This is a genomic window from Thainema salinarum CENA647, from assembly GCF_057732415.1.
Genome location: NZ_JBYJZJ010000022.1, coordinates 1893903 through 1918250, shown reverse-complemented (window position 1 = coordinate 1918250; position 24348 = coordinate 1893903). Strand labels below are relative to the sequence as shown.

The 24348-nt window shown below is 49.6% G+C and carries 22 protein-coding genes; 11 read left to right on the top strand and 11 right to left on the bottom strand.

The window, feature by feature from the left end:
* Window positions 1-563 precede the first annotated feature (563 nt).
* A complete protein-coding gene (locus tag AC286M_RS15300; protein WP_488205207.1) occupies window positions 564-1229 on the top strand; it encodes a TVP38/TMEM64 family protein in 666 nt (221 codons plus the stop codon).
* On the opposite strand, the gene AC286M_RS15295 is transcribed toward AC286M_RS15300, so the two are convergent.
* Window positions 1208-1810, bottom strand: a complete 603-nt coding sequence (locus AC286M_RS15295) for a DUF4126 domain-containing protein (protein ID WP_488205206.1) — start codon at window positions 1808-1810, stop codon at window positions 1208-1210. The genes AC286M_RS15300 and AC286M_RS15295 overlap by 22 nt on opposite strands.
* Before the next feature lie 320 nt (window positions 1811-2130).
* On the opposite strand from AC286M_RS15295, the gene AC286M_RS15290 reads away from it, so the two are divergent.
* A complete protein-coding gene (locus tag AC286M_RS15290; RefSeq protein WP_488202914.1) occupies window positions 2131-3348 on the top strand; it encodes an IS256 family transposase in 1218 nt (405 codons plus the stop codon).
* A gap of 288 nt (window positions 3349-3636) precedes the next feature.
* Window positions 3637-4284, top strand: a complete 648-nt coding sequence (locus tag AC286M_RS15285; protein ID WP_488205205.1) for a rhodanese-like domain-containing protein — start codon at window positions 3637-3639, stop codon at window positions 4282-4284.
* Window positions 4285-4465: 181 nt separating this feature from the next.
* Here the strand turns inward: AC286M_RS15285 and fmt are convergent, their stop codons facing one another.
* On the bottom strand, window positions 4466-5485 hold the full coding sequence (gene fmt / locus AC286M_RS15280; RefSeq protein ID WP_488205204.1) for a methionyl-tRNA formyltransferase: 1020 nt from the start codon (window positions 5483-5485) through the stop codon (window positions 4466-4468).
* Between the two features lie 181 nt (window positions 5486-5666).
* On the opposite strand from fmt, the gene ahr reads away from it, so the two are divergent.
* From ahr to AC286M_RS15250, 6 genes are all read left to right on the top strand, one after another.
* A complete protein-coding gene (gene ahr, locus AC286M_RS15275) occupies window positions 5667-6668 on the top strand; it encodes an NADPH-dependent aldehyde reductase Ahr (RefSeq protein WP_488205203.1) in 1002 nt (333 codons plus the stop codon).
* Between the two features lie 440 nt (window positions 6669-7108).
* Window positions 7109-8080 (top strand): 30S ribosomal protein S1, encoded by a 972-nt coding sequence (locus AC286M_RS15270; RefSeq protein ID WP_488205202.1) that lies wholly within the window; start codon window positions 7109-7111, stop codon window positions 8078-8080.
* 82 nt (window positions 8081-8162) lie between these two features.
* Window positions 8163-8900: an HAD family hydrolase gene (locus AC286M_RS15265; RefSeq protein WP_488205201.1), complete on the top strand. Its 738-nt coding sequence runs from the start codon at window positions 8163-8165 to the stop codon at window positions 8898-8900.
* Between the two features lie 280 nt (window positions 8901-9180).
* Window positions 9181-10440, top strand: a complete 1260-nt coding sequence (gene metK, locus AC286M_RS15260; protein WP_488205200.1) for a methionine adenosyltransferase — start codon at window positions 9181-9183, stop codon at window positions 10438-10440.
* Window positions 10441-10684: 244 nt separating this feature from the next.
* Window positions 10685-13069, top strand: a complete 2385-nt coding sequence (gene pcrA, locus AC286M_RS15255; RefSeq protein WP_488205199.1) for a DNA helicase PcrA — start codon at window positions 10685-10687, stop codon at window positions 13067-13069.
* A gap of 296 nt (window positions 13070-13365) precedes the next feature.
* Window positions 13366-14094 (top strand): hypothetical protein, encoded by a 729-nt coding sequence (locus AC286M_RS15250; RefSeq protein WP_488205198.1) that lies wholly within the window; start codon window positions 13366-13368, stop codon window positions 14092-14094.
* A 179-nt stretch (window positions 14095-14273) separates the two neighbouring features.
* On the opposite strand, the gene AC286M_RS15245 is transcribed toward AC286M_RS15250, so the two are convergent.
* The 5 genes from AC286M_RS15245 to AC286M_RS15225 form a co-directional block, all read right to left on the bottom strand.
* Window positions 14274-15080 (bottom strand): LysM peptidoglycan-binding domain-containing M23 family metallopeptidase, encoded by an 807-nt coding sequence (locus AC286M_RS15245; protein ID WP_488205197.1) that lies wholly within the window; start codon window positions 15078-15080, stop codon window positions 14274-14276.
* Between the two features lie 264 nt (window positions 15081-15344).
* Complete coding sequence (gene rsmG / locus AC286M_RS15240; RefSeq protein WP_488205196.1) at window positions 15345-16133, bottom strand: 16S rRNA (guanine(527)-N(7))-methyltransferase RsmG; 789 nt, start codon at window positions 16131-16133, stop codon at window positions 15345-15347.
* Between the two features lie 370 nt (window positions 16134-16503).
* A complete protein-coding gene (locus AC286M_RS15235; RefSeq protein WP_488205195.1) occupies window positions 16504-17460 on the bottom strand; it encodes an RluA family pseudouridine synthase in 957 nt (318 codons plus the stop codon).
* A gap of 28 nt (window positions 17461-17488) precedes the next feature.
* Window positions 17489-18247: a nucleotidyltransferase domain-containing protein gene (locus tag AC286M_RS15230; RefSeq protein WP_488205194.1), complete on the bottom strand. Its 759-nt coding sequence runs from the start codon at window positions 18245-18247 to the stop codon at window positions 17489-17491.
* A 23-nt stretch (window positions 18248-18270) separates the two neighbouring features.
* A complete protein-coding gene (locus AC286M_RS15225) occupies window positions 18271-19218 on the bottom strand; it encodes a nucleotidyltransferase domain-containing protein (protein ID WP_488205193.1) in 948 nt (315 codons plus the stop codon).
* A 174-nt stretch (window positions 19219-19392) separates the two neighbouring features.
* On the opposite strand from AC286M_RS15225, the gene AC286M_RS15220 reads away from it, so the two are divergent.
* Window positions 19393-21153 carry an SWIM zinc finger family protein gene (locus tag AC286M_RS15220; protein WP_488205192.1) on the top strand — a complete coding sequence of 587 codons (1761 nt, stop codon included), beginning with the start codon at window positions 19393-19395 and terminating at the stop codon, window positions 21151-21153.
* Window positions 21154-21249: 96 nt separating this feature from the next.
* Here the strand turns inward: AC286M_RS15220 and AC286M_RS15215 are convergent, their stop codons facing one another.
* Window positions 21250-21666 (bottom strand): Fur family transcriptional regulator, encoded by a 417-nt coding sequence (locus AC286M_RS15215; RefSeq protein WP_488205191.1) that lies wholly within the window; start codon window positions 21664-21666, stop codon window positions 21250-21252.
* Window positions 21667-22150: 484 nt separating this feature from the next.
* On the opposite strand from AC286M_RS15215, the gene dpsA reads away from it, so the two are divergent.
* Window positions 22151-22687, top strand: a complete 537-nt coding sequence (gene dpsA, locus AC286M_RS15210) for a DNA starvation/stress protection protein DpsA (RefSeq protein WP_488205190.1) — start codon at window positions 22151-22153, stop codon at window positions 22685-22687.
* A 70-nt stretch (window positions 22688-22757) separates the two neighbouring features.
* On the opposite strand, the gene AC286M_RS15205 is transcribed toward dpsA, so the two are convergent.
* The 3 genes from AC286M_RS15205 to AC286M_RS15195 form a co-directional block, all read right to left on the bottom strand.
* Window positions 22758-23369 (bottom strand): (2Fe-2S) ferredoxin domain-containing protein, encoded by a 612-nt coding sequence (locus tag AC286M_RS15205; RefSeq protein WP_488208838.1) that lies wholly within the window; start codon window positions 23367-23369, stop codon window positions 22758-22760.
* A gap of 106 nt (window positions 23370-23475) precedes the next feature.
* A complete protein-coding gene (locus tag AC286M_RS15200) occupies window positions 23476-23727 on the bottom strand; it encodes an Asr1405/Asl0597 family protein (RefSeq protein ID WP_488205189.1) in 252 nt (83 codons plus the stop codon).
* 56 nt (window positions 23728-23783) lie between these two features.
* Window positions 23784-24128 carry a hypothetical protein gene (locus AC286M_RS15195; protein ID WP_488205188.1) on the bottom strand — a complete coding sequence of 115 codons (345 nt, stop codon included), beginning with the start codon at window positions 24126-24128 and terminating at the stop codon, window positions 23784-23786.
* Window positions 24129-24348: the final 220 nt, after the last annotated feature.

Here is a 24348-nt window from a genome sequence, read left to right as displayed (position 1 = left end):
CGTGGTATTTGTTTAGCGTGACACTCTGCCAGATCCCCCTAAATCCCCCTTAATAAGGGTAGGGCTGATTCTCTAAAAAAAGAAAATGCTCGTAAGTCCTATTTCCTCGTTCAACCCGTTTTGGCAAAGAACCATAAATTGGGAGTTACAGAATTATTATTCTGCTAGAGAATCAGCCCTACCTTAATAAGGGGGACTTGGAGCTAGTGTTGGCATAGCCCCTTTTTTCTAAGCGAAGCCATGCCCGAAGGGCTATAGGGGGCGGCGACAGCGGGGGATCGTATAACTGCACTAAACACATACAATGCCGTGTCCCTACAGATGGGACGGTTGACAGGCTATTTAATCCACAATTCTTGGGGTATCTGCTGCTAATCCTGGGGAAGGGCGGGTTTTGATCAACACGTTTCCATTCAGCACTATCATCTGCGGCTAAATCCGCCCCTACAGCACCCTTCAACGTTCGGTTGCACCAAATCCAAGGCCACACATGCAGCTCCCTCGCTCCCCTGCACCATCTTAATTTGTCATCAACAAGCAACGATATTAAGGATGGCCGTTCAATGAACAACTGTTGGCAATCCAAACAATTGTGGTTCATTGCCGGACTGACGGCGTTAGGGACTGTCATTCTGGCCACCCCCATTCGTCACGTGCTCGATCATCGGGTGGTGTTCGACTATCTGGAAATGCTGGAGCGAACCTGGGCGATCGCAACTTTCCTAGCCGCTCATATCGTAGCCACCACGCTGGGCGTCCCCGGCACCGTCCTCGTCATCGCCGGAGGAGCTGTTTTCGGCCTGGTTTGGGGCAGTTTGTTATCGGTGATTGGGGCGACCTTAGGTGCGATCGCAGCTTTTCTGCTGTCCCGCTATCTACTACACGACTGGTTCAATCACCGCTTCCAGCAGTCCCCTCGCCTGCAACAGCTCCAGCAAATCCTGCGCCACAATTCTCTGCATTGCGTCCTAGCCGTCCGATTTGCGCCCATTTCACCGTTCAACCTAGCCAACTTTCTGTTTGGCCTGACTCCAGTTTCTCTCCGCGCCTACGCCCTCGGTACATTCATTGGCATCATCCCCGGCACCATCGCCTACACCTGGCTTGGCGTCACCGGACATCAAGCCTTTCAGCACGGCAACTGGTGGCCCTTTGCGATCGCATCCAGCTTCCTGTTTTTTCTGTCCCTGATGCCGTTGCTAGCCCGTCAATCCGGATCTCGCTTCTGACGACGAGGATTCGCCTGATCTCGTTGCGCTTGGGCCAAATACCAGCGTCGCCAAGTTTGGGACGAACGAATCGCTAACCAGAGCAACAACAGCGCAATAATGCCGCCCTGCTGTGGTGCATCAAAGGCAAACAGCACCAGCGAAATACAGAGAAAATCCTGGAGCAGGATAGTCCAAAACGGCAGTTTTGGCATGCGATAGAACAGGCCAAGCTGCACAAGTTGAATCACTAAGGCTAGTAGACCGCCAATTAGGGCAAACAGAACAATTAGCCAGGAGTCCACATCCATTGTTGCGGCAATCGCCAATGCTGCGATCGCACCCACAACTGGTGCAAATCCCACCTGAGTTGTCTGGATAATCCGGCGACCAATGCGATCGCGGAAGGCAAAGATCTCAAACAGCGACCAGCTAACCAGGATTCCGAGCGCAACCGGAGGCGGAATGTGTCTGAGTAGCGGTACGTTTGACCAGAGCGGCTCTCCTTGCAATAGGCCAATCAGCAGCAGGGGCAACGCAATTCGCATACCGCTTGCCGCTGCAATAGACAAAATTGCGAGCAGTTCTACCAAGAAAAACACCAATCAGCACACCTAACAGTCCAAATCAATCATGCTAAATTCATATCGCAACATCTACAACACTAGACGGTAATACTGCACACTAGCCTATTCAAGCTATATAGCAATTTTGCAGTCGTTGAGAGAAGTGGGTCTGTCCACCCATTACAACTCTTTCATAAAGATTCAACCCGCAATTCCCAGCATGCAGCACTTAAAGCAGCAAGGAGAGAGGCGTAAGCAGTAAAACGGATTTCGGCTCCTCAAGGGATTGTAAATTAGATTGTGTCAAAGGTCAGAGATGAGATCTAATGAACTATTGAACCTAAGAGACTCGTACTATGACTTTTCGACCTGAACTCCTGGATGAATTGCTTAAAGGCTATCAGAATCCCGAAGACCTGCTGGGGGATGGAGGGATTCTTAAGCAGCTCACGGCGGCTTTGGTGGAACGCTGCTTGAATGCGGAAATGAAAACCCATCTGGACGAGCAACAGGCGGAGCCTGAAAGCGACGTCAAGCCAACTCGTAACCGCCGCAACGGCCACAGCAAGAAGACCATCAAAGGGGAGTTTGGAGAAGCTCAAATCAATGTTCCCCGTGACCGCAACAGTGAGTTTGAACCCATCATCGTCAAGAAGGGGCAGACCCGCTTCGAGGGCTTTGATGACAAGATCTTGTCCCTCTATGCCAGGGGCATGAGTACCCGTGACATTCAGGCTCAACTGCAAGACCTGTATGGCGTTGAGGTCTCAGCCGGGCTGATCTCGAACGTCACGGATGCGGTTGAAACGGAGCGTAAAATTTGGCAAAATCGCGCGCTCGACCCGGTTTATCCCATCGTCTATTTTGATGCCATCGTGGTCAAAGTCAGACAAGACGGGCGGGTGATCAACAAAGCGATTCACTTGGCGCTTGGGGTTAACTTGTCTGGCACCAAAGAACTCTTGGGGATGTGGATGACCCAGAACGAGTCTGCCAAATTTTGGCTTCAAGTGCTCACAGAGCTGCAAAATAGGGGTCTCAAAGACATCTTCATCGCTTGCTGTGATGGCCTCACTGGCTTTCCCGATGCCATTGAAGCGGTCTTTGCTCAAACCCAGGTGCAGTTGTGCATTGTTCACATGGTACGAAATTCACTCCGCTATGTGTCCTACAAAGACCGTAAGGCGGTTGCAGCAGACCTCAAGCTGATTTACACGGCCAGCACTGAGACTGAAGCAGAGCAGCGCTTAGTTGAGTTTGCCGAGCAGTGGGACCAGCAATATCCAACCATTAGCAGGTCTTGGCTTCATCATTGGCAGCGGATTATTCCCTTCTTTGCTTTTTCACCGGAGATTCGTAAAGCAATCTATACGACCAATGCGATTGAATCGATGAATATGACTCTTAGAAAGGTGATTAAAAACCACCGAGCTTTTCCAACCGATGAATCTGCCCTAAAAGTTATCTACTTGGCAATTCAAAATATTGCCAAAAAGTGGACCATGCCCATTCGCGACTGGAAACCCGCTCTCAACCGCTTCGCGATTGAATTCAGCGATCGCTTTCCAACTTGAGTTTTTACCTTTGACACAATCTATTTGACATACCCCTCCTCAATACTCACTCCGCAGCACTCAGCACTCACACATCTACAGCACCACAGCTAAGCCCACAGGTCAGCAACCATCCGTCTAAAGGAATTTGCCGAGATCAAACAGCATTAAAAGTTCTCACCTTTAAGAATGACACGCTTCAAGTGATGATCCTTCGACAGTAGGATTTTTGCTAGCGCTCCCTCGCAGGGGAGACGGTTCGCCGTAAACGTTTCGATACGTTAAGGGAAGATGAATTCAATTTATTTTATGGCTGACCAAAATCAACACAATCAAAACTTCGATAATCAAAATCCAGTTGAAGAGACTCGCGAGCAGGTTCAGCAAGCTGCTGAAGGCGCTGAGCATGCAGCTCGTGAAACTCAGGCTCAGATGCAAGCTGCGGTTGAAAACACTGAAGGTGCTGTACAGCGCACCATCAGCAATGTGAAAAGCAGCATACCGAATCCGGCTCCTGAAGCCAAGGAATTTAAGACTCAATCTACCGCATTCGATGTGAAATCCCGCCTTCTGTGGGGTGAGCCTGGACTAACCATTCTTGACGTGCGCGATCGCGAATCCTTCAATGATCTCCGCATCATGGGTGCCATTGCAGCTCCAATGCTAGAAGGTTCCACCCCTGCGCAGATCAGCAGTTTAGAAGCCAATCGCGACATCTATATTTACGGTGCCAACGACCAGGAAGCGCACCAAGCTGCTCAAGATCTCCGCAACTCTGGCTTTAGAAAAGTTGCCATCATCGAAGGTGGCTTGAGTGCATGGATGGATATCGCTGGCCCCACCGAAGGTCGCGCATCCTTACATGAGGAACCTGGCCAATCCGAGTTCAACATCATGTCTCGCTTACAGGAATACTCCGACATGCGCGATCGCGAAGCTGCTCAGGCATCCTCATAACCCAGAACTTTCCTAAGGGGCACGCACCGCGTGCCTCACGCAATCATCTTACCCAAAGCCGCGCCACCCCAGCGTGGCTTTGTTTTTTTATTCATTATTTTTACTCTTGCCCACTCCCCTCGCTCCTTTTCCCTTACTCTTCCACCCTCCTACTCTTCCATCCTCCCAGTCCCTCACCTCCCTACTCCCCCAACCTCTCCCCCACCTCCAACCGCATCCCATTGGCAAAATCCCAACCCGACTGCGATCGCTTACCAGCCAACTGCACCTGACGCAACAGCAGTCCCCCGTTTGCCGTTTGCACCACTGGCCCTTCGTTCTTTAAAACAGCGGCAATTGTCCCCACAAATGGCGTTTGTTCCTGCTGGGCCTGGATAGTTTGCCAATCTGCGATCGCAGTTTTCAGCTCATTTTCTAGCTCATCCGGTAGCGGTGTTCCATCCAGAGGCACAGTCGCCGTGACCTTCAGAGCTTTGCCCCGATATGTCGTGAAGCAGTTGGGAAAGAAGCCGCGAATTTGGTTGTGAAGTGCGATCGCGCTCTTTTGCCAGTCCAGTTGATAATCTTCTTTCTGAATCAGGCGAGCATATGTCGCGGCCTCATCCTGCTGGGGTTCTGGCTGAATCGTCCCCTCATCTAGCTTGAACAGCGTATCCACCAGCAAATCTGCGCTGAGCACCGACAGCCGCTTAGCCAAATCCAGCGCGTTATCCAGCAGATGTACTGGGGTAGTGCCTTTCAGCAGCATGTCGCCCGTGTCCATCCCGGCATCCATCAGCATTGTTGTCACGCCCGTTTCCGGCACTCCGTCATGCAGGCACCACTGAATCGGCGCAGCCCCTCGGTAAGCGGGCAGCAAGGAGCCGTGAGCATTAATGCTGCCTAAGCGCGGCATATCGAGAATTTCCTGGGACAAAATCTGCCCGTAGGCAATTACAACAAAGGCATCGGCGTTACTGGTACGCAATAGCTCCAGCGTTTCGGCATCACGCTTGACTCGTTTCGGCTGCCAAACAGGAAGATCGTGTTCCACTGCAGCAGTTTTCACAGGTGAGGGATTGAGCTGATTGCCTCGACTGCGTCGCTTATCCGGCTGTGTCACCACAGCCACCACATCGATATCGGGATGCTCAATTAGTCGCTCTAAACTAGGTACGGCATAAATGGGTGTCCCAAAGAAAACGATTCGAAGCTGAGGCATTGCAAAATCTCCGTCGATCTGACCAACGCTATCTTATCGAAGCGGTTATGCCAAAGATGCAACGCTTGAAATCTAGTGTGTGAAAAGCTCGACGGCACTTTGTGCGGCACCAATAATTTTTGCCTACAATACGAGGCAAGCTACTCCAAATCAACCCTCAAAACCAGCAGCAGGAGCAATCATGATTAAGGCATACGCGGCTCAGGAAGCGGGCGGTAAACTCGAACTGTTTGAATATGATCCGGGGGAATTAGGGGCTGAAGACGTTGAGATCCAAGTGGAATACTGCGGGATTTGCCATAGCGATCTCAGCATGTTGAACAACGAATGGGGCATCACTCAGTACCCATTTGTGCCTGGACATGAGGTAATTGGTACAGTTTCGCAAGTCGGTAGCCAGGTGAAACGACTGCAGCCCGGACAGCACGTGGGACTCGGTTGGTACGCCCAATCCTGTATGGTTTGCGAGTGGTGCATGTCAGGCAATCACAATCTCTGTCGCAATGCAGTCGGTACGATCGTAGGCCGATATGGTGGCTTTGCCGATCGCGTTCGGGCTCATGAAGCCTGGGTAATTCCAATCCCCAACAAAATTCCGCCGGAAACAGGCGGCCCCTTATTCTGCGGCGGCATCACAGTCTTCAATCCGATTGTCCAACTGGACATCAAACCCACGGATCGAGTCGGTGTAATTGGTATTGGCGGACTCGGCCATATGGCGCTCCAGTTTTTAAACGCTTGGGGCTGTGAAGTGATTGCCTTTTCCTCCAGCCCAGATAAAGCAGAGGAAGCCAAAAAGCTGGGAGCTGATCAGTTCGTCAGCTCAAAGGATCAAGCGGCAATGGCTGCGATCGCAGGCACGATGGACGTGATCATCTGCACTGCCAATGCCGATTTAGACTGGAACACCTACATTCAAGCTTTGCGGCCCAAAGGTCGTCTCCATTTTGTGGGTGTTGCCCCAAATCCGGTTGCCACCCACGTCTTTCCACTCATTGATGGGCAGAAGTCAATTACGGCCAGCCCATTAGGCAGTCCAGCTACGATTACTCAAATGCTAGGCTTTGCTGCTCGTCATAATATTGCTCCCGTGATTGAACTGTTTAGCTTTGATCAGGTAAACGACGCGCTGCATAAACTGGAAACCGAAAAACCGCCCTATCGCTTGGTGTTGAAGCATTAGACGTTAGAGCATTAGACATTGGAACAGGAAAGGGGTGTGAGGCTGTAGAGAGCGATCAAGTCGAGGTGTGACGTTACCCAGCCTGCACCTGCTGCCAATCGGTTTTAAAACACCAGCCTAGTCACCCTCAACAGGCTGTTTTTTGCCCCACTTGGTATAACCCTCTAGTGCAGTGGTTATCTTTGCGCAAACCAATTATCATAAAGATCGCAAAATAAACCTTAAGCCAGATGGATCACTTCTCTATTAAATGAGGTAATATAGGTCGTCTGGGGACAATTTTTAAACCCTACTCTCCTACACTCAAAATTTGATTTATCCGGTCAGGGATTTTAATCCAAAGGCTTTTATCAAGGATAGGTGTAGAGCGCATGCCCTGTATGCCAATGCATCGATAGGAGAACATTAACTACGGAGATAAGGACTAGGAAACAGACAGCATGGTCAATCAGGAATTACAAGTTGCGCCAGAAATTGGCTTTACTCACGAAGATTTCGCCGCTCTTCTCGATCAGTACGATTATCACTTCAGTCCTGGAGATATCGTTCCGGGAACGGTGTTTAGCCTAGAGCCACGAGGCGCTCTGATTGACATTGGCGCAAAAACCGCTGCTTACATCCCCATTCAGGAGATGTCGATCAACCGGGTCGATGATCCGGATGAGGTGCTGCAGTCTAACGAAACCCGTGAGTTCTTCATCCTCACCGATGAGAATGAAGATGGTCAGTTAACCCTATCTATTCGCCGCATTGAATACATGCGGGCATGGGAGCGGGTACGCCAGCTCCAGGCAGAAGATGCCACTGTTCGCTCTAGTGTATTCGCAACCAACCGTGGTGGTGCGCTCGTTCGCATTGAGGGTCTGCGCGGATTTATCCCTGGCTCTCACATCAGCACCCGTAAGCCGAAGGAAGACTTGGTCGGTGAAGAATTGCCGCTAAAGTTCTTAGAAGTTGACGAAGACCGCAATCGTCTCGTTCTCAGCCACCGTCGGGCACTGGTTGAGCGGAAGATGAACCGCCTGGAAGTGGGCGAAGTCGTGCTGGGTACCGTTCGTGGCCTCAAGCCCTACGGTGCGTTTATCGATATCGGTGGTGTCAGCGGTCTGCTGCACATCTCCGAGATCTCGCACGACCACATCGATACGCCTCACAGCGTCTTTAACGTCAATGATGAGATTAAAGTCATGATCATTGACTTGGATGCTGAGCGCGGTCGGATTTCGCTCTCCACCAAGCAGCTAGAGCCGGAACCAGGGGATATGGTCAAGAACCCAGACCTGGTTTATGACAAAGCCGAAGAAATGGCTGAGAAGTATCGTCAGCAGATGGCTCAGAAAGCGCAGGAGAACAACGGATCTGTTGCTTCAGATGAGCTGAATGGCAGCGCTCCTAGTGACTCTGCCGAATAGACGGCCAATCGATCAATCAAGCAAACTTTGATGAAAAGAGGAGATAGATTCTCCTCTTTTTTTGTAAGTGGAGGACATTGTCTTGGTTACGCTACGCTGTGGAGATGTAATATTCCATGATATTCAGGCGGTTATTTTCGATAAGGATGGGACGCTAGCGGACTCAATGGACTTCTTGCGCCAGCTTGGGCAGCGCCGATCGCGCTTGCTAGATGCACAAGTTCCCGGCGTACAAGAACCGTTGCTGATGGCCTTTGGCCTAGAGCGCGATCGCATTTCTCCCAATGGTCTACTCGCCGTTGGAACTCGCTACGAAAATGAAATCGCGGCGGCAACATATCTTGCCGAAAATGGACGAGACTGGCCAGAAGCTTTGGAAATTGCCAAATCTGCGTTTCAGGAAGCCGATCAATCATTAAAACCTAAAGCAGCTCATACACTGCCTTTTCCAGCGCTACGGGATGCATTGCAAATTCTGGACAATGCGGGTTTAAGAATTGGCATTTTGTCATCCGATACAACTGCCAATGTGGAAGAATTTGCCCAAACTCACCAGTTGCACCCCTTCATTGATCTCTGTATGGGCACCGAACAAACCCCAGCTAAACCTGATCCAGATCTGTTCTACCGAGCGTGTGAAAAATTAGGCACGTCACCAGCCAAAACCCTCAGTGTAGGTGACTCGTTGATGGACTTAAAGATGTCTAGGGCGGCTGGTGCAGCGGGATTTGTGGCATTAAACTGGGACGGAAGTACAATTCTGGCTGCACAGGCAGATGCTCAAATTCACGGTTTACAAGATTTGACGGTTGAGGCTTAGGTGATTCAGAATCTTGCAAAAGTGGTTCATTCAGTAATATCCTTCGATAATCTATACCTGGATAATCTATACCTGATTGAGGTTAGTTTTTATGCGATTAAGTATCCTGAGTTGTCTGCTTTGGCATTGATCTGACATTCATCTGAAATAATGAATGGATGGGAATTCAAATATGGTAGAGGAACGAAAGTAGCCAATGTGTCGTTAACAGGCTCATTACACCTCACCACATCGTCTGATTGATTAATTGTTTTATTGAATTTAGAGAGAGGATTTGTCATTGTCTCGTCGTTATCTCTTCACTTCGGAATCTGTCACAGAAGGTCATCCAGATAAAGTCTGTGACCAAATTTCAGATGCAATTTTAGATGCTTTGCTCACTCAGGATTCAGAAAGCCGCGTTGCGGCTGAGGTGGTCGTCAACACAGGACTAGTGCTGATCACTGGCGAAATTTCGTCCACAGCACAGGTGAATTATGTGGACGTTGCCCGACAAAAAATTGCTGAGATTGGCTACACCGACGCTGGTAACGGCTTCTCTGCTGATAGCTGTGCGGTCATGGTGGCGCTGGATGAGCAATCAAAAGATATTGCTCAGGGTGTGGATAAAGCCCATGAACACCGCGAAATGTCGAGCGATGAAGAGCTTGACCAAATCGGAGCAGGTGACCAAGGGCTGATGTTCGGTTTTGCCTGCGACGAAACCCCAGAACTAATGCCGCTGCCGATTAGCCTGGCGCACCGGATCTCTCGCCAACTCTCCATTGCCCGTAAGACTGGTCAGCTCCCTTATTTGCGGCCTGACGGCAAGACGCAGGTGACGGTAGCTTATGAGGATGGTAAGCCCGTTGGCATTGACACGATCCTGGTTTCTACCCAACACACGCCGACGATTGGCGACTTGAACACTGATGCAGCGGTACAAGCCAAGATCAAAGAAGACCTTTGGGCACAGGTGGTTATGTCTGTTTTCCACGACATCGACGTGAAGCCTGATAATCAAACCCGGTTCTTGGTCAACCCCACGGGTAAGTTTGTGATTGGTGGCCCTCAGGGCGACTCTGGCCTAACGGGACGTAAGATCATCGTGGATACCTACGGTGGCTATTCTCGTCACGGTGGCGGTGCCTTCTCTGGTAAAGATCCCACAAAGGTAGACCGCAGCGCGGCCTACGCCTGCCGCTATGTGGCTAAGAACATCGTTGCTGCTGGCTTAGCGCAAAAGTGCGAAGTACAGCTCAGCTATGCTATCGGTGTGGCTCGTCCCGTTAGCATTATGGTTGAAACCTTCGGGACAGGCACGGTGGATGACGAGAAAATCCTGGAACTGGTTAAGGCCAACTTTGAGCTACGTCCGGCTGGTATTATTCAAGCCTTTGACCTCCAGCGGCTACCTAAAGATCGGGATGGCCGGTTCTATCAGGAAGTTGCAGCTTACGGGCACTTTGGCCGCAATGACCTCGATCTACCCTGGGAGAAAACGGATAAAGCAGAAATCCTGCGCGAATCAACCCGCACTCTCTCTGCTTCCGTTGTCTAAGCTGTTCAGCCAGTGAGTGGTAATCCTCAAAATTACTATCGGATTATTACTACCCACTAAGTTGCGTTTGATCGATATCCTGTGAATGTCTATTTCTATTGGCACTCACGGGATATCGCTTTTTGTCGTGAGTTCAAACTAAATAACGAGTAAAGTTGCGATACCCTAAACAAGGTGGTGAGCCCTAGACGGATTCACTATCCCAATGCGTGTGTTTTGCGATCGCAGATCTTAATCAATTTCTATGTCTCCAACCTCTTCAATCGCCGATTTTCTAGGTCATCTCAACCCCTCTCAGCGACAGGCTGTTGAACATTTCTGTGGGCCATTGCTGGTGGTGGCCGGAGCGGGTTCAGGCAAAACGCGAGCATTGACCTATCGAATCGCTAACTTGGTACTGCACCACCGGATTGATCCCGAAAACATCCTGGCGGTGACATTTACCAATAAAGCTGCACGGGAGATGAAAGAGCGGATTGAGCAGCTCTTTGCCGAAGAAGAAGCGAAGTCGCAGTTTGGCCAGCCTTTATCGACCTTACCAATGGTGGATCAAACGCGGTTGCGATCGCAAGTTTACAAAGCCGTTACCAAGCATTTATGGATCGGCACGTTTCACGCCCTTTGCTCGCGCATCCTGCGCTTCGATATTGAAAAGTATCAGGATGAAAGTGGCTATCGCTGGACACGTACCTTTTCCATCTTTGACGAGTCGGATGCTCAGAGTCTGGTAAAAGAGATTGTCACCCGCCAGCTCAATCTGGACGATAAGAAATTCAATCCTCGCTCCGTTCGCTACGCCATCAGCAACGCCAAGAACCAGGGACTGACACCGCAGGAACTTGAGCAGGAGCAAAACAACTATCGCGGTCGGGTGCTGGCGGAAGTCTATCGAGCCTATCAAAAGGCGCTGGCAGAAAATAATGCGCTAGATTTCGATGACCTGATTCGCGTACCTGTTCAACTTTTCAAGCAGAACGAGCAGGTGCTGGCCTATTGGCACCAGCGCTTCCGCCATATTTTGGTGGACGAATATCAGGATACGAACCGCACCCAGTACGACTTAATTCGACTGCTGACAACCAATGGTGAAAGTGCCGCCAACTTTAAAGACTGGGGGCATCGCTCCGTGTTTGTCGTCGGCGATGCCGACCAGTCTATCTACTCGTTCCGGGCGGCTGATTTCACGATTTTGATGGACTTTCAGGGCGATTTTGGCGACGGCTTACACGACGACGATACGCGCACAATGGTGAAGCTGGAAGAAAACTATCGTTCCACAGAGAATATTCTCCAGATCGCCAACTACCTAATTGAGAACAACACCGAGCGGATCGATAAAGTGCTGCGCCCGACCCGCAGCACGGGCGAAACCGTCTTTTGCTATCACGCTGACGATGAGCGCTCGGAAGCTGAATTTGTCGTTGGCCAAATCACTGCGCTGGAACAGCAGCACCCAGAGCTAGACTGGGGCGAATTTGCCATTCTGTATCGGACGAATGCTCAGTCTCGCTCGTTTGAGGAAGTGCTCAGTCGGCGCGGCATTCCGTATCAGGTGGTCGGTGGCCTGCGGTTCTACGATCGCAAAGAGATCAAAGATGTCCTGTCTTATCTGCGCCTAATTGCTAATCCATCCGACACCGTCAGCCTGAAGCGCATCATTAATACCCCCCGACGCGGCATCGGTAAGTCCACGATTGAAAAGCTGGAATCTGGGGCCAACGAGCTCGGCGTACCGCTGTGGGAAATCATCAGCGATGAAACGTCAGTACAAACTTTAGCGGGTCGCTCCGCTAGGTCTGTCATTCAATTTGCCCGCACGATCCAGACGTGCCAGCAGCAGCTTGACGAGCAGCCAGCCTCGGTCATCGTGCAAGAAATTTTGGAAGAATCCGGTTATTTACAGGACTTAAAAGCCCAAGGGACGGACGAAGCGGAAGACCGTTTTCAAAACGTGCAGGAGCTATACAACGCGGTCCTGCAATATGAAGAAGAAAATGCTGAAAATCGATCACTTTCAGGGTTTCTGGAAAATGCATCGCTAGCCTCCGATTTGGATAATCTAGGCGAAGATCAAAAGGCTGTTTCCCTCATGACGCTGCACTCATCGAAGGGGCTGGAATTTCCTGTCGTGTTCCTAGTTGGCCTTGAACAGGGTTTATTCCCTAACTTCCGCTCAATGGAAGATCCCGCTTCTCTCGAAGAAGAGCGACGGCTCTGCTATGTCGGCATTACTCGTGCTCAGGATCGGCTGTTTATTACCCATGCCCGTGCCCGTCGTCTATACGGTTCACTGGAAATCGCCAGTCCATCCCTATTCCTGAGCGAACTGCCTCGCGATCTGCTGGTGACGAACACTGCCACTGCTATCCCAGAGCGTATTTCTACGCCGATTGCCGCCGTCAAACAGCGCCGCAAACGCTCAGAGCGTTTACCGTCCGACGCCCCCGGCACCCATGAGCAGGATTGGAATGTGGGCGAAAAGGTGGTGCATAAAGCCTTTGGCCCCGGTCAAATCACCCATATCTTTGGTGCAGGTAATAAAATTTGCTTGGCGATTAAGTTTCCGGGGATGGGACAGAAAATTATCGATCCGAAACACACGGTGCTAGAACGAGTCGAGTCGCTTTAAGTGGGTCGGCTCAAATAAACGCGTCTAAAAAAACTGGGGAGGCTCCCCCAGTTTTTTTAGACGCGTTTATTTATATGCGGCTATTTGGCAGTATCGCAGTATGGCTACAGGACAGTCACCTGTCTCAATGCACTCCTACTAAGAAAACTTTAGAAAAGTTTACAAACTGTTTCTGGGATTACTGACAGAAGATTTTTGCTTCGATAGCATGGTCCTCTATTCTCCAAGTGCTGTTGACATCAGTATCTGGGCACGAGAATCAATTTTGTGTTGAATTATTAGGAGAACTCCATATCATGCGATCGCATACGTTTAATGTAGCGGCGAGCATAGCCACGGCAGCATTAGTTTCAGCGTCAATCATGGCAGATAAAGCTCAAGCCGCTACGTTTGAGGTTGAATCTGGTGTGACCAGTGTATTTCTGGATTTTGAAAATGTATTAGAACCAGCCCTAGGCATTGGTTTAGTAAGTGCTGATGGCGTTGTAGATCCAGCATCTGGGCCTTTTCAGGTTGGTTTCACCATTACGCCAGAAACTGATTTAACCTTCAGTGATGAGAATGGGTTTACGCCGCTGGGTGGCACGATTGAACACACAGGATCGGTCACACTGGGCATCATGACTGGAGAGGAAGAAACCACCAACGTTACGGTTGGAGATTTCACAATTGGTTATGATGCGGGTCGAGTTTCTGATGAAGTAACTGGCTTCTTTGTGCAAGATAATATCGACCTGGATACTATTTTGTTTGATATTACGGCACCCGTAACAACCTTTAATTTCGATGGTCAGAATCTGGCTTTAGGATCAGATCTAGCTGTCTCACCCGAGTTTGCAACCGTACTGTTAAGCCTGGGTAAACCGGATGTCACGGGGGCAATTGCTGGATCTGCCCAGGTAAATGCTCTGGTTGAGGAGCAGCAATCCGTTCCTGTTCCTGAACCAATCGGCGTTCTAGGATTATTAGCGACTGCAACTGTAGGAATGGCAGGACGCCGCTGGCTCAATCACCGAGCGGCCTAGACTTGCCTATTGACGACGCTTGTATGTTGCAAGACGAGAAACGAAAGAGAGCCGTTTGCTGCTACATTGCGGCAGCAAGCGGTTTTCACTGAACACCCAGGCTTTGAATATAGCGCTGGGGATCTTCTGCAACCCAGCCTAGTGGAGAATTTGAGCGGATCTCAAAGTAGAGGTAGGCGCTATCTTGATCTCAGCGATCGCACTTGACCAATCGGTGTACCCTGTCGCACTGATTGGCCAGCTTGAACCGTCACGTTACTGAGCTGAGCATAGCGGGTCTGCAATCCCTGCGCGTGATTAATCACCACCACCTGACCAAAGTTTTCCTGATCGCCAACGAATGCCACCGTCCCATCACCCACGGCTTGCACCGTGGTTCCAGCCGACGCGGTCAACCCGACTCCGTTGCTAAATACTGCTCGATCCTCCGTGGGATGCGACTGCCAACCGTAACTGACAATGATCGGAGCCGTGTTGGGTAGAGGATAACCATTAAGCGGATGCCGAGCCGCTGTCGAGCTTTGGCTCGGAGTTGGCTCATTGGGCGACCAGTTGACACCAGGGATAAACGCTGTGCGGCCTGGATCTCGACAACCGTTCACCTCAAATAAAACATCGGCTCTGACGTTATAGGTTGAGCTAACGTCCTGCCAAGTTTGCCCCGATGGAAGCGAGACACGAACCCCGTTGTAGGGCGGAATCTCAATTGTGGCTCCGACGGGCAGCGATCCACTGCGCAGCGAGGGATTAAAGCCCAGCAGCGTTACCGGAATCAGCCCATATTGACTCGCAATACTTTCCAGCGTTTCACCGCTGGCAATCCGGTGAGTCGTCACGCGCTCTAGTGCGGGTCGCTCGCAGAGTTCGGCGGGTGATGGAGCAGCAGGAGCGGTTGCGTCTTGAGCTTGTGCGATCGCAGTTGGCACTCCCACAAAATTACCAATCGTTATCACAGGTAATGTGGCGATTGCGGCCAGCTTACACAAGCCCAGGCTCGTAAAGAATAGACGAAACCTCGACAATTGATTCGTTCTAGATTGGGGGCGAACGTGAGATGAGCGCATAGATGACGATGCAAATTCAACGGTTCAAATCAAAATTTCAAACCGAACCTTGTCCAATATAGCGCTGGTCGCTGACTGTCATCTTGTAGCGGAACTGCTCGGCTATAAGGGCGAATTTCGCCCAGAAGCTTTAACTGAGACCCGTAGATAATGGCTAAACCCCGCCCCTATGACTAATTTCGGCTGCTAGAGCGGTGCTTTGGCTGGAATCCCGACCGCACGGGGAAACTCGATGGGAGTCGTGGTAACTTTCTTGAGATAAATGCAGTGGCGAATGCCCTGGGTGAGCGGCGTTTGGCACTGCTCGACGGCTTGCACCTTGCCGCCAAGCTGCTGCACCGCAGGCTGAAGCGCTTCCGCTTCCTCCGTTGACCACTGCCCCCGATAGAGAACGGCTACACCACCGATTTTTAGCAACGGCAGCGCGTATTCCGCACAGGCTGACGCGGGGCCAACCGCCCGAACTAACGCCAGATCATAAGTTTCCCGCTGCTGCGCCATTTGTCCAACAGTCTCGGCGCGATCGCAGATTGTTTTCACCTGATCCAACCCCATTGTTTGGCACAGCGACTTGAGAAAATTCACCTTTTTACGGGTCGCATCCAGTAGCGTCACTTGCCAATCCGGACGTGCGATCGCAACTGGAATGCCTGGAAATCCGCCACCTGTGCCGATGTCGATCACGCGCTGAATTTGAGGCAAGTCAGTCGTTTCTAGCCGATCAAGGCTGGATGGATCAAGCCATTGCGCCACGCCTTGTAGCGAATCCCACAGGTGCTTCTCCCAAAAGTCGGCGGGTTCTGTAATGCGGGTCAAGTTAAACTGCTGATTGGCCTCCAAAATCAAGTCATACAGTCGCAAAAACTGCCGCTGCTGCTCATCACTGGGCATCCACTCCGGATTGAGCTGCCAAGCTTCACAAAGATAAGCTTGCATGGATTCATGCTGGGGCGTTTCGGGAGAAAATTCAGTCAATTCAACCTCTTTCAAGATTTTTGGTATGTGTTGAGCGTAGTTGTACGATCCCCCGCTGTCGCCGCCCCCTTGAAAAAGGGGCTATACCACCACTAGCTCGAAGCCCCCCTTTTTGGGGGATTTAGGCAGGGTGGGTTCATTTTGCCAAAATAAATTCTAGAGTCGCCATTTCACGTATCTGGTAGGGGCGAATGGCCATTCGCCCCTACGCAACGTTTATGGTTCTAAATTATTCTCTGCCTAAATAAAACCACCCTGCTTTTTAAGGGGATTTAGGGGGATCTGCCAGAGTGTTTCGCTAAACAAGTACTAGTCAAGACGGCTATCCTACAGTATTTATAGGGCAGTTGCGATCGCACTTTACGACGAATTAAGATGATGCGGCTCGCCGTCGCAGAATTTGCAATAGGCGCTCAAACTCTTCTGGTAGCGGGGCTGTGACCTGAATCGGCTGTTCTGAGACTGGGTGAATTAAGCTCAACTTCCAAGCGTGCAGCGCTTGTCCTTCCAAGTTGACGCCAATCGAACGACCGGAGCCGTACATTGGATCACCGACGATGGGATGGCCGATGTGGGCGCTGTGTACCCGAATTTGATGGGTTCGTCCCGTATCAAGCTGAAAGTGGATCAGCGTATAGTTGCCCAGACGCTCTTTAACCTGCCAGTGGGTGACGGCTCTGCGGCCTTTTTCGTCATTGTCCACAACTGCCATCTTCTTACGATCTACCGGATGGCGACCAATCGGGGCATCAATGGAACCGCGATCGCAACTGGGCGCACCGTAGACCACACCGAGATATTCTCGTCGCGCTGACTTGGCTCGAATTTGATCTTGCAGATGGCGCAATGCGGCGTCGGTTTTCGCGACGACCATCGCTCCTGTGGTATCCCGATCCAGCCGATGCACGATGCCTGGACGCTGCTCGCCGCCGATGTTTAAGCTCGATAGCTGGGCGAATGACTGGCAGTGGGCCAGCAGTGCATTAACCAGCGTTCCATCCGTATGGCCAGGGCCAGGATGCACGACTAAGCCAGCAGGCTTATTGACAATTAGCATCGATTCGTCTTCGTACAGCACATCCAGCGGAATTTCTTGTGCCTTCAGCTCCGTCGGTTCCGCTGGCGGAATTTCGAGCCGCACCCGATCGCCCGCTTGAATGGGTGCTTTTTTGGTCGTGCAGGTAGCTCCATTGAGCTGCACCCAGCCGTCTTCGATGAGTTTTTGTAATCGCGATCGCGAATGCTCTGGCAGTTGATCAGCCAACCAGCGATCTAACCGTTTGATATAAGGAATTTGGACTTCGAGTTCAATCACAGATGAAGACACAGGTTTACGGACAATGGCAGTGAGATGACTATCCTAACCGCAATCGCAGTAGCAAATCATGCAAATCTGACTGGGCAGAAGGCTCATTCGGTAAATAGCTCGACTGGCTTGCTGCTTCCAGCATTTGGCAGAGCCGAAGATAGTCTTGCTGATGAAAGGCTACAGCATCGGCGGTCAACGTAGCTTTCTCTCCCCCTGTCACCTTAATCTGAATCAAATCAGCTAAATAGGGTAGTTGAAACTTCTCGTTTAGCGTGACTAAATTGGCTTCAATCATTCCAGTCTGCATGAGATGAATGCCGGTAAGCAGTACACGATAAACGTACAGTAACGGCTTCACTCGCGGGGGATTTTCTTTTTCGAAAAGTCGCCATTGTGTTTTGGCGAATCCGAGATAATGATGACTGTGATGACGGGTAATACAACTTTTAGCAATTTGCTTGAGTTCATTATGCTCAGTTGTTGTTTGAACAACTAAGGGTGAATATAGCTGCTCTAGCACATACCCATTACGTCTGAGCAACAGCTTAAAAAACTTTTTGGCTTCATGGGTCACTAAGTCAATTTGCAGTTCTTTTTCTAAACAAGACACTTCTATGGTCTCTTGTCCTATCCTCAAACCAACAAGTTCAGATAAAGGCAGCAGGTGGATTCCTCGCAGGTCAGAGTCAGAGTCAGGCGAAGGAAATCCATATAGGTGGGCACCACTAATGGTTACAAACAGCAGTGGATAAGGCTGTTGAGAAATAACATGAACGATCCGAGGATCGGTTTGATGCGTATTCATATAGATATTCATCCATAGAATTTCTAGGCCAAGCATTCATTCGCCATGCTTTGCCTTGCATGAATTAAAAACGCATTGGCCTTTTCGTAATCAGGTCGTTCGGGTAGATGCGTTGTGGCAAACGTGTGGTCAAATTCGGCATGTAAACGTAAACGCCACTGATTAACCTCATCCCAAGACATTTGCTGATATTTAATGGCAAGCAAGCGATCGCGATAATCCTCTGCTCGAACAGGTACAAACCCCTGCTTCAAAATCGTAATACCCGATAGCAGCAGGCGAATCAAATGCATGGCGTGCTTCCAGCGAATAGTGCCTCTGGTGCGGAGATCTTGCTCCATCTTTTTGAATTGAGACAGCACGTAGCTGTTGTAGGTTTGATAAACCAGTTGTGAGAGAAAGACATCCCGTATGCTCAACAACTCTTCAGCCAGTGGTGTTGCTGTTTCAATCAGAGGGGTATATAAACATTCCAAAACGTTTGGGTTGGCCTTGAGCGCCAGAATCAAAAATTTCTGAAGTTCCCAATAGCACTCTTGTGCTTCTTTATGCTCAATCTGCTCCGGAACACCGTAAAGCGACCAGTACATCTCTGCTGGAGGGAGATAAATACCGCGACGATCGGTATCAGAGTGAGCATCATCCAAGCCATACGCTCTAGAACCAACGACGCAACGGTAGATGACATAATCAAACAGATTCAATTCATCTAATGCCGTTTCAGGTGTCTCTAGTCCAGCTTTTTGAAAATGCTTCCGAATGCTGAATTCAAGCCGCTTTAGACTAATGACCGCTCCGTTTAACAGTTCAACCTGGTAGCTGTGGGAATTATCGGTTGGCGATTTGAGAATCACTCCTACCGAGCCGCGCAAACACACCACTTCACCCGTCGCGCCTTTGACTTCAACACGACTTACAACTTGTGTACCGACAGGCAGGATGAGGTTGATTGGGGCTTGATTTTGAGACACGATAAAATACAGCACTATGTAGTATTTGTAGCATAGCCTTTGGGATTTAAACATTTCAACTCAACAGGATGATTGATGATTGATCCTATTGATCCTGAAGTTGAGATCGCACCTCCAACTCCACCACCTAACTTTCTGGCAAGATGGAACTAGGTGTGCGTTAGGAATCCAGCCATGACGACCTTCAGCGACATTCTGGACGATGATTTGCTGCTCAAGGTGGCAGGTCAGCAATCCTATGAGCGAGGTGTTGACTACTTCGAGCGGGGCGCAGTTCATTCTCTGGCTCAATATGGCGATCGCATTACTGCTGATGTCTACGGCACGGAAGCCTATCAGGTTCAGCTTTGGTTAGAAGATGCAGAATTGAAGCATCGCTGCACCTGTCCAGTGGGAGTAGAGGGCTGGTTCTGTAAACACTGTGTCGCGGTCGCTCTATCGTGGATTGACGAACCGCCGTCTTATCGTCCCGCTGGTGATGCACCCGCCAAAACTGGAACCACCATGCAGGACGTGCATGATTATTTAGCGCAGCACGATCGAGAAACATTGGTACAAATGATTCTCGATCAGGCGATGGAAGATAGCCACTGGCGAGAAAAACTGCTGATGAAAGCCGCGTTTCAACAGCGGTCAGGAGCGGATATCAACACCTTTCGCCGGGTGCTGAGAAATGCGATCGCAGTTGGCGACTTCGTTGATTACTATGCCGCCTATGATTACTCCAATCAGGTGCAATCGGCAGTTGATGGTTTAGAGGAGCTATTCGAAGCGGGCTATGCCAGTGAAGTCATTGAGCTGAGCGAAGAGGCCATGGATTTATTGGACGATGCGCTGAACTCGGTTGATGACTCCTCCGGCTACCTCGGCACCATTATGGATCAGGTACAAGAGCTGCACTACCGGGCTTGCGAACGGGCGAAGCCCAATCCGCGCGCCTTGGCCCAGCGCCTGTTTCGCATGGAGCTAGCGTCGGGATATGGCTTTTTCTATAACGCTTTGGAAACCTACGCCGACATCCTGGGTGAAGCGGGGCGCGAGGCCTATCAAGAGCTGGTCGATGAAGAATGGGAGAAACTGCCACCCATTAGCCAGTCGGAGCGTCACAGCTTTAACTATCGCCGCTCACAGCTAAACCGGATGAAAGAAACGCTGGTTGCCCACACTGGTAACCTAGAGGATTTAGTCACTGTGATCGCGAAAGACCTCTCCCAATCCTCTCGCTATCTGCAAATCGCCCGACTGTATCAAGATGCTAATCGAACTGAAGATGCGATCGCATGGGCAGAAGAAGGACTAGAAGCCTTTAAGAATGACTATTTGACAGGTCAACTGGGCGATTTTTTAGTCACGGCCTACGAACAGCAGGGACGAGTCGATGATGCGGTGAACATCGTCTGGCGAGATTTCACCTCTAGTCCTTCGCTGCCTCTTTATCAAAAGCTGAAACGGCAGGCTGAGAAGGCCAATAAGTGGCCGGAACTGCGATCGCAAGCCCTAGCACAGGTTCAGCAAAAGACGGATGAGGCTCGGCAATCGAAGCAAAGCACCTACGGACAACGATTCGGGTACAGCCACAGGGATTACTCACTGTTGGTCGAGATTTATCTGTGGGAAAGCAATATCGATCAGGCATGGCAAGCAGCTCTAACGGGTGGTTGTCATCGCAATCTCTGGATGCGACTGGCTGAGCGGCGGGCGGCTGACCATCCTGAAGATGCGTTATCCGTTTACTTGCCTGCAGTTGAACCGTTAATTAATCAAACTAACAACGATGCATACCTTCAAGCTGTTGATTTGCTGGTGCAGATCAAAGACCTCATGGCGAGACTGAATCGCCAAACCGAATTCGACACGTTATTGACTGAAATGAGCACAAATTACAAACGAAAGCGCAATTTCATCAAGTTCCTAACCCAAGCAGGACTTATATAGTGGGGTTTATTATGATGCTCTGTACAGTACACGCCACCCCATTCAAAATTACCCATCCAAAATCGCCAATCCAAAATCCAAAATCAACACAGTGGCTTACTGGCACTTAGGACAAATGCCATAAATTGTAAACTGGCAGTCTAATAGCGCATACCCCCGCGTTTCCGTTTGGCTAGAGCCAATTTGAGCCATTAAATCTTCTTCAAACTCAACGACAGCACCACACTCCACACAAACAAGATGGTGGTGATTACTGGAATGAGAGACGCTAAGTTCGTAGTATTTTTTGCCTTCAGCTAGCTCTAGTTCTCGCAGCAAATTCAAGTCAACCATGACGTGCAGCGCTCGATAGATGGTTGAGAGGCTTACACTTGCTCCCTGATTAGACAAATACTGATGGATTTCTTCCGCACTTAAATGCTGCCCTTCATCACAAGTTTTGAAGAGGTCTAAAATCCGCTGGCGCTGAATCGTAAATCGGAATCCCTCTTGATTCAGTAGGGATCTAAACAATTTTTCGTCTTCTGGGAAATTTGACATCATTGAGACAGCGCTTTGATTTTGCATCATCAACTAAGTTCTAAAGTAATGAAGTTTATAATGAAGTTTATTTCGATCAGGTTTTCATATTTGCATTGCTAAACTTGAGTTAATGCTGTGAATATTGCGAAATATAGAATAGAGTTTTTCAAAGTTAATTGCCTTAGCAAATATAAATTCATGCGTCCTCCCAAAATTTAGGATGAAAGCTAATGAAAGAAATTTTCAACTAAACTCATACAAGATGTCCGTTTGCTAAGATAATTCTAAAAAATTCCAAAAATTCGAAAATCGAAACCAATTCTCAATTAGGGCTTACTAGCTACTGAGTTACTGACGTTGAATTCTGTTTTTAAGAAAAGATTGACAGCTAATTTTTGAAATTAACGCTAAGCTCAAAAAGATTGTTTAGGCATGACCTACTACTCCTGTTTGCTGTTAGTCGAGGAAAGAATATATGCCGATTACTGAGACTCTATTACAGTCCTTTAACGAAATTGCTGACAACCCTATTCTGTTAGAAAAGAATATTACAGAACCCATCTGTGAGGGACTAGGAATTGCATATGCCAGTTTTTTAGGTCTGTACTTGCAGTATCAAAAGCATCATTTTGTAGTTGAGGGTTCTGAATACTACATGCTCCACAACTACTTCTCAGAAAGTTATGAAGAGGTACAGGAGCACGCCCATGATGTGGGTGAACGATTACATGGTTTAGGGGGCGTTCCAGCTAGCACGTTCAGCAAACTTGCCGAGCTGTGCTGTTTTGAGCAGGAATTCGATGATGTTTTCCGCTGCCGTTTAATAATTGAGCATGATCTCAAGGCTGAGCAGTCCATCATTGAGCTATTGCGGCGGCAAGCGTCTCAGGCTGAAAGTTTGGGCGATCGCGCAACTCGCTATCTGTATGAAAAGATTCTGCTGAAAACGGAAGAACGAGCTTATCATCTAGATCATTTCCTGACTCAGGATAGTCTCAAACTAGGCTGGTAATCGCTGCATCAGCCTGAATAAACTGCATCCCAATTAACCTAGCTTTTGCCAATCCTTGCGAAGGGGTAGATTAGTCTGCCTTTCGCAAGGATTTTTTAGGATAAGGTGTTGAATTAGCTAGATTTTCCAGCAGCGGTTTGGCCATTTCGGGTCGAGCAAAACTGACGATTTCGCCCGACGGCAGTTTTATGTTAGGGCCACGCTTACAAGCCTTTAAGCATCCTGTTGATTCAATCTCGATGTTTTGCAAGTTGGGATTCGCTGCAACTTCTTGCTGGAGCGCCTGAAAAATCTCGCCACCGCCTCGCTTGCAACAGCTTCCTTTGCCGCAAACCTTGATGCGTTGGCAGGTAGGCGGAGCAGAAGCGGTGTAGTTGGGCAGGCTGATATCCTCTATCGGCAGCGCTTCAATTTCCTGTGGAGTGAGGGGTAGGATATGAATCCCGCGCCAGTTACCCTCATCTGGATAGGCCCAAACTTGGATATATGCACCCGGTTCGAGTTCGCGCACCAGCATCGGTCGTAAGTACTTGGGCAATTGAACGGTGCATTTTTGCTCTCCATTCTGTAGCCATAAGCCCTTGATTTTGCCTTTGCTAGAGCGGAAGGCTTCGACATATTGTCCTTTTAAGACCTGTCCTTGCGGTGCATATGCGGCTTGGGGGTTTGCTGTTGTAGGCATCACGATTAGTTGCTGTTACTGGGTAGATAAGTGTAAATAGGTACTGTTTGTAAAAGTTTGTATGGTTATGAATGCGTGTTGCACGAATGCTCATGCGGCCTATGCTTTACGGTCTGCACTGTTGCCAACATCGCTCTAAATAATCAATCTTGTCTAAGCGAGGAGCTACAAACTGCTGCACAACGCTCCACAACTGAACGGCTGCTCCTGCTGTTTCAACCTGTATGCGCAGGGGTTGTCCAATGCTACAGGTGCAGGGAATGGCTAGCTCCTGCAATCGGTTATAAATATTCCAGCGTTCGATCCACTCAATTTGAGAAACGCTGTTGATTTGAAAATTAGTATCTATAAAATCCATAGGGGCTCTAACAATCTAAATTCTTCAGTACCGTCAGATTCATAACGCTGGTAACGTCATCGAATATCTCGTCGCCAACCAGAGGGTTGAGATTGCATGGATGCTGGGTCGGCTGGATCAACGTAGGAAGCCGCCTGTTGCGATCGCAACAGAGTGCGGTTAAGAAAACCAAAAATACTTAGCTGCGCTGCATAGGGTAAAGGTCTTAATGCTAAGCGCAAGTGTCCAGAGCGGTTCCGTTCCAGCAGTACCTGATCGCCAACCTGAAGCACGTCCTGAGATTTGATGCTCGTCCAAATACCTAAAACATCCTGTTCTGCTGTTTCGAATACAGCGTACAGACGATGACCTACGGGTGCAGGCTGATGGTGCATGGATTTGACGTGGGCTTTAATGAGCATGTTGTGGTATTTTGACTTATTAGCTGCTAGTAATTCTCAACTTTGAGCGACAGCTAGGCGTAGAACCAGGCTCAGTTGGCTCAGGATAAGCTAGACCAAACCGTCAGTAACCGCTGCAATCGGTAAAACTACTGCGATCGCACCCAAAATTAGGCAAAGAATAAGTCAGTCGCTTTACGCACTGACCGGGCTGCTCTAGATGCAAGCCAACACTAACGAG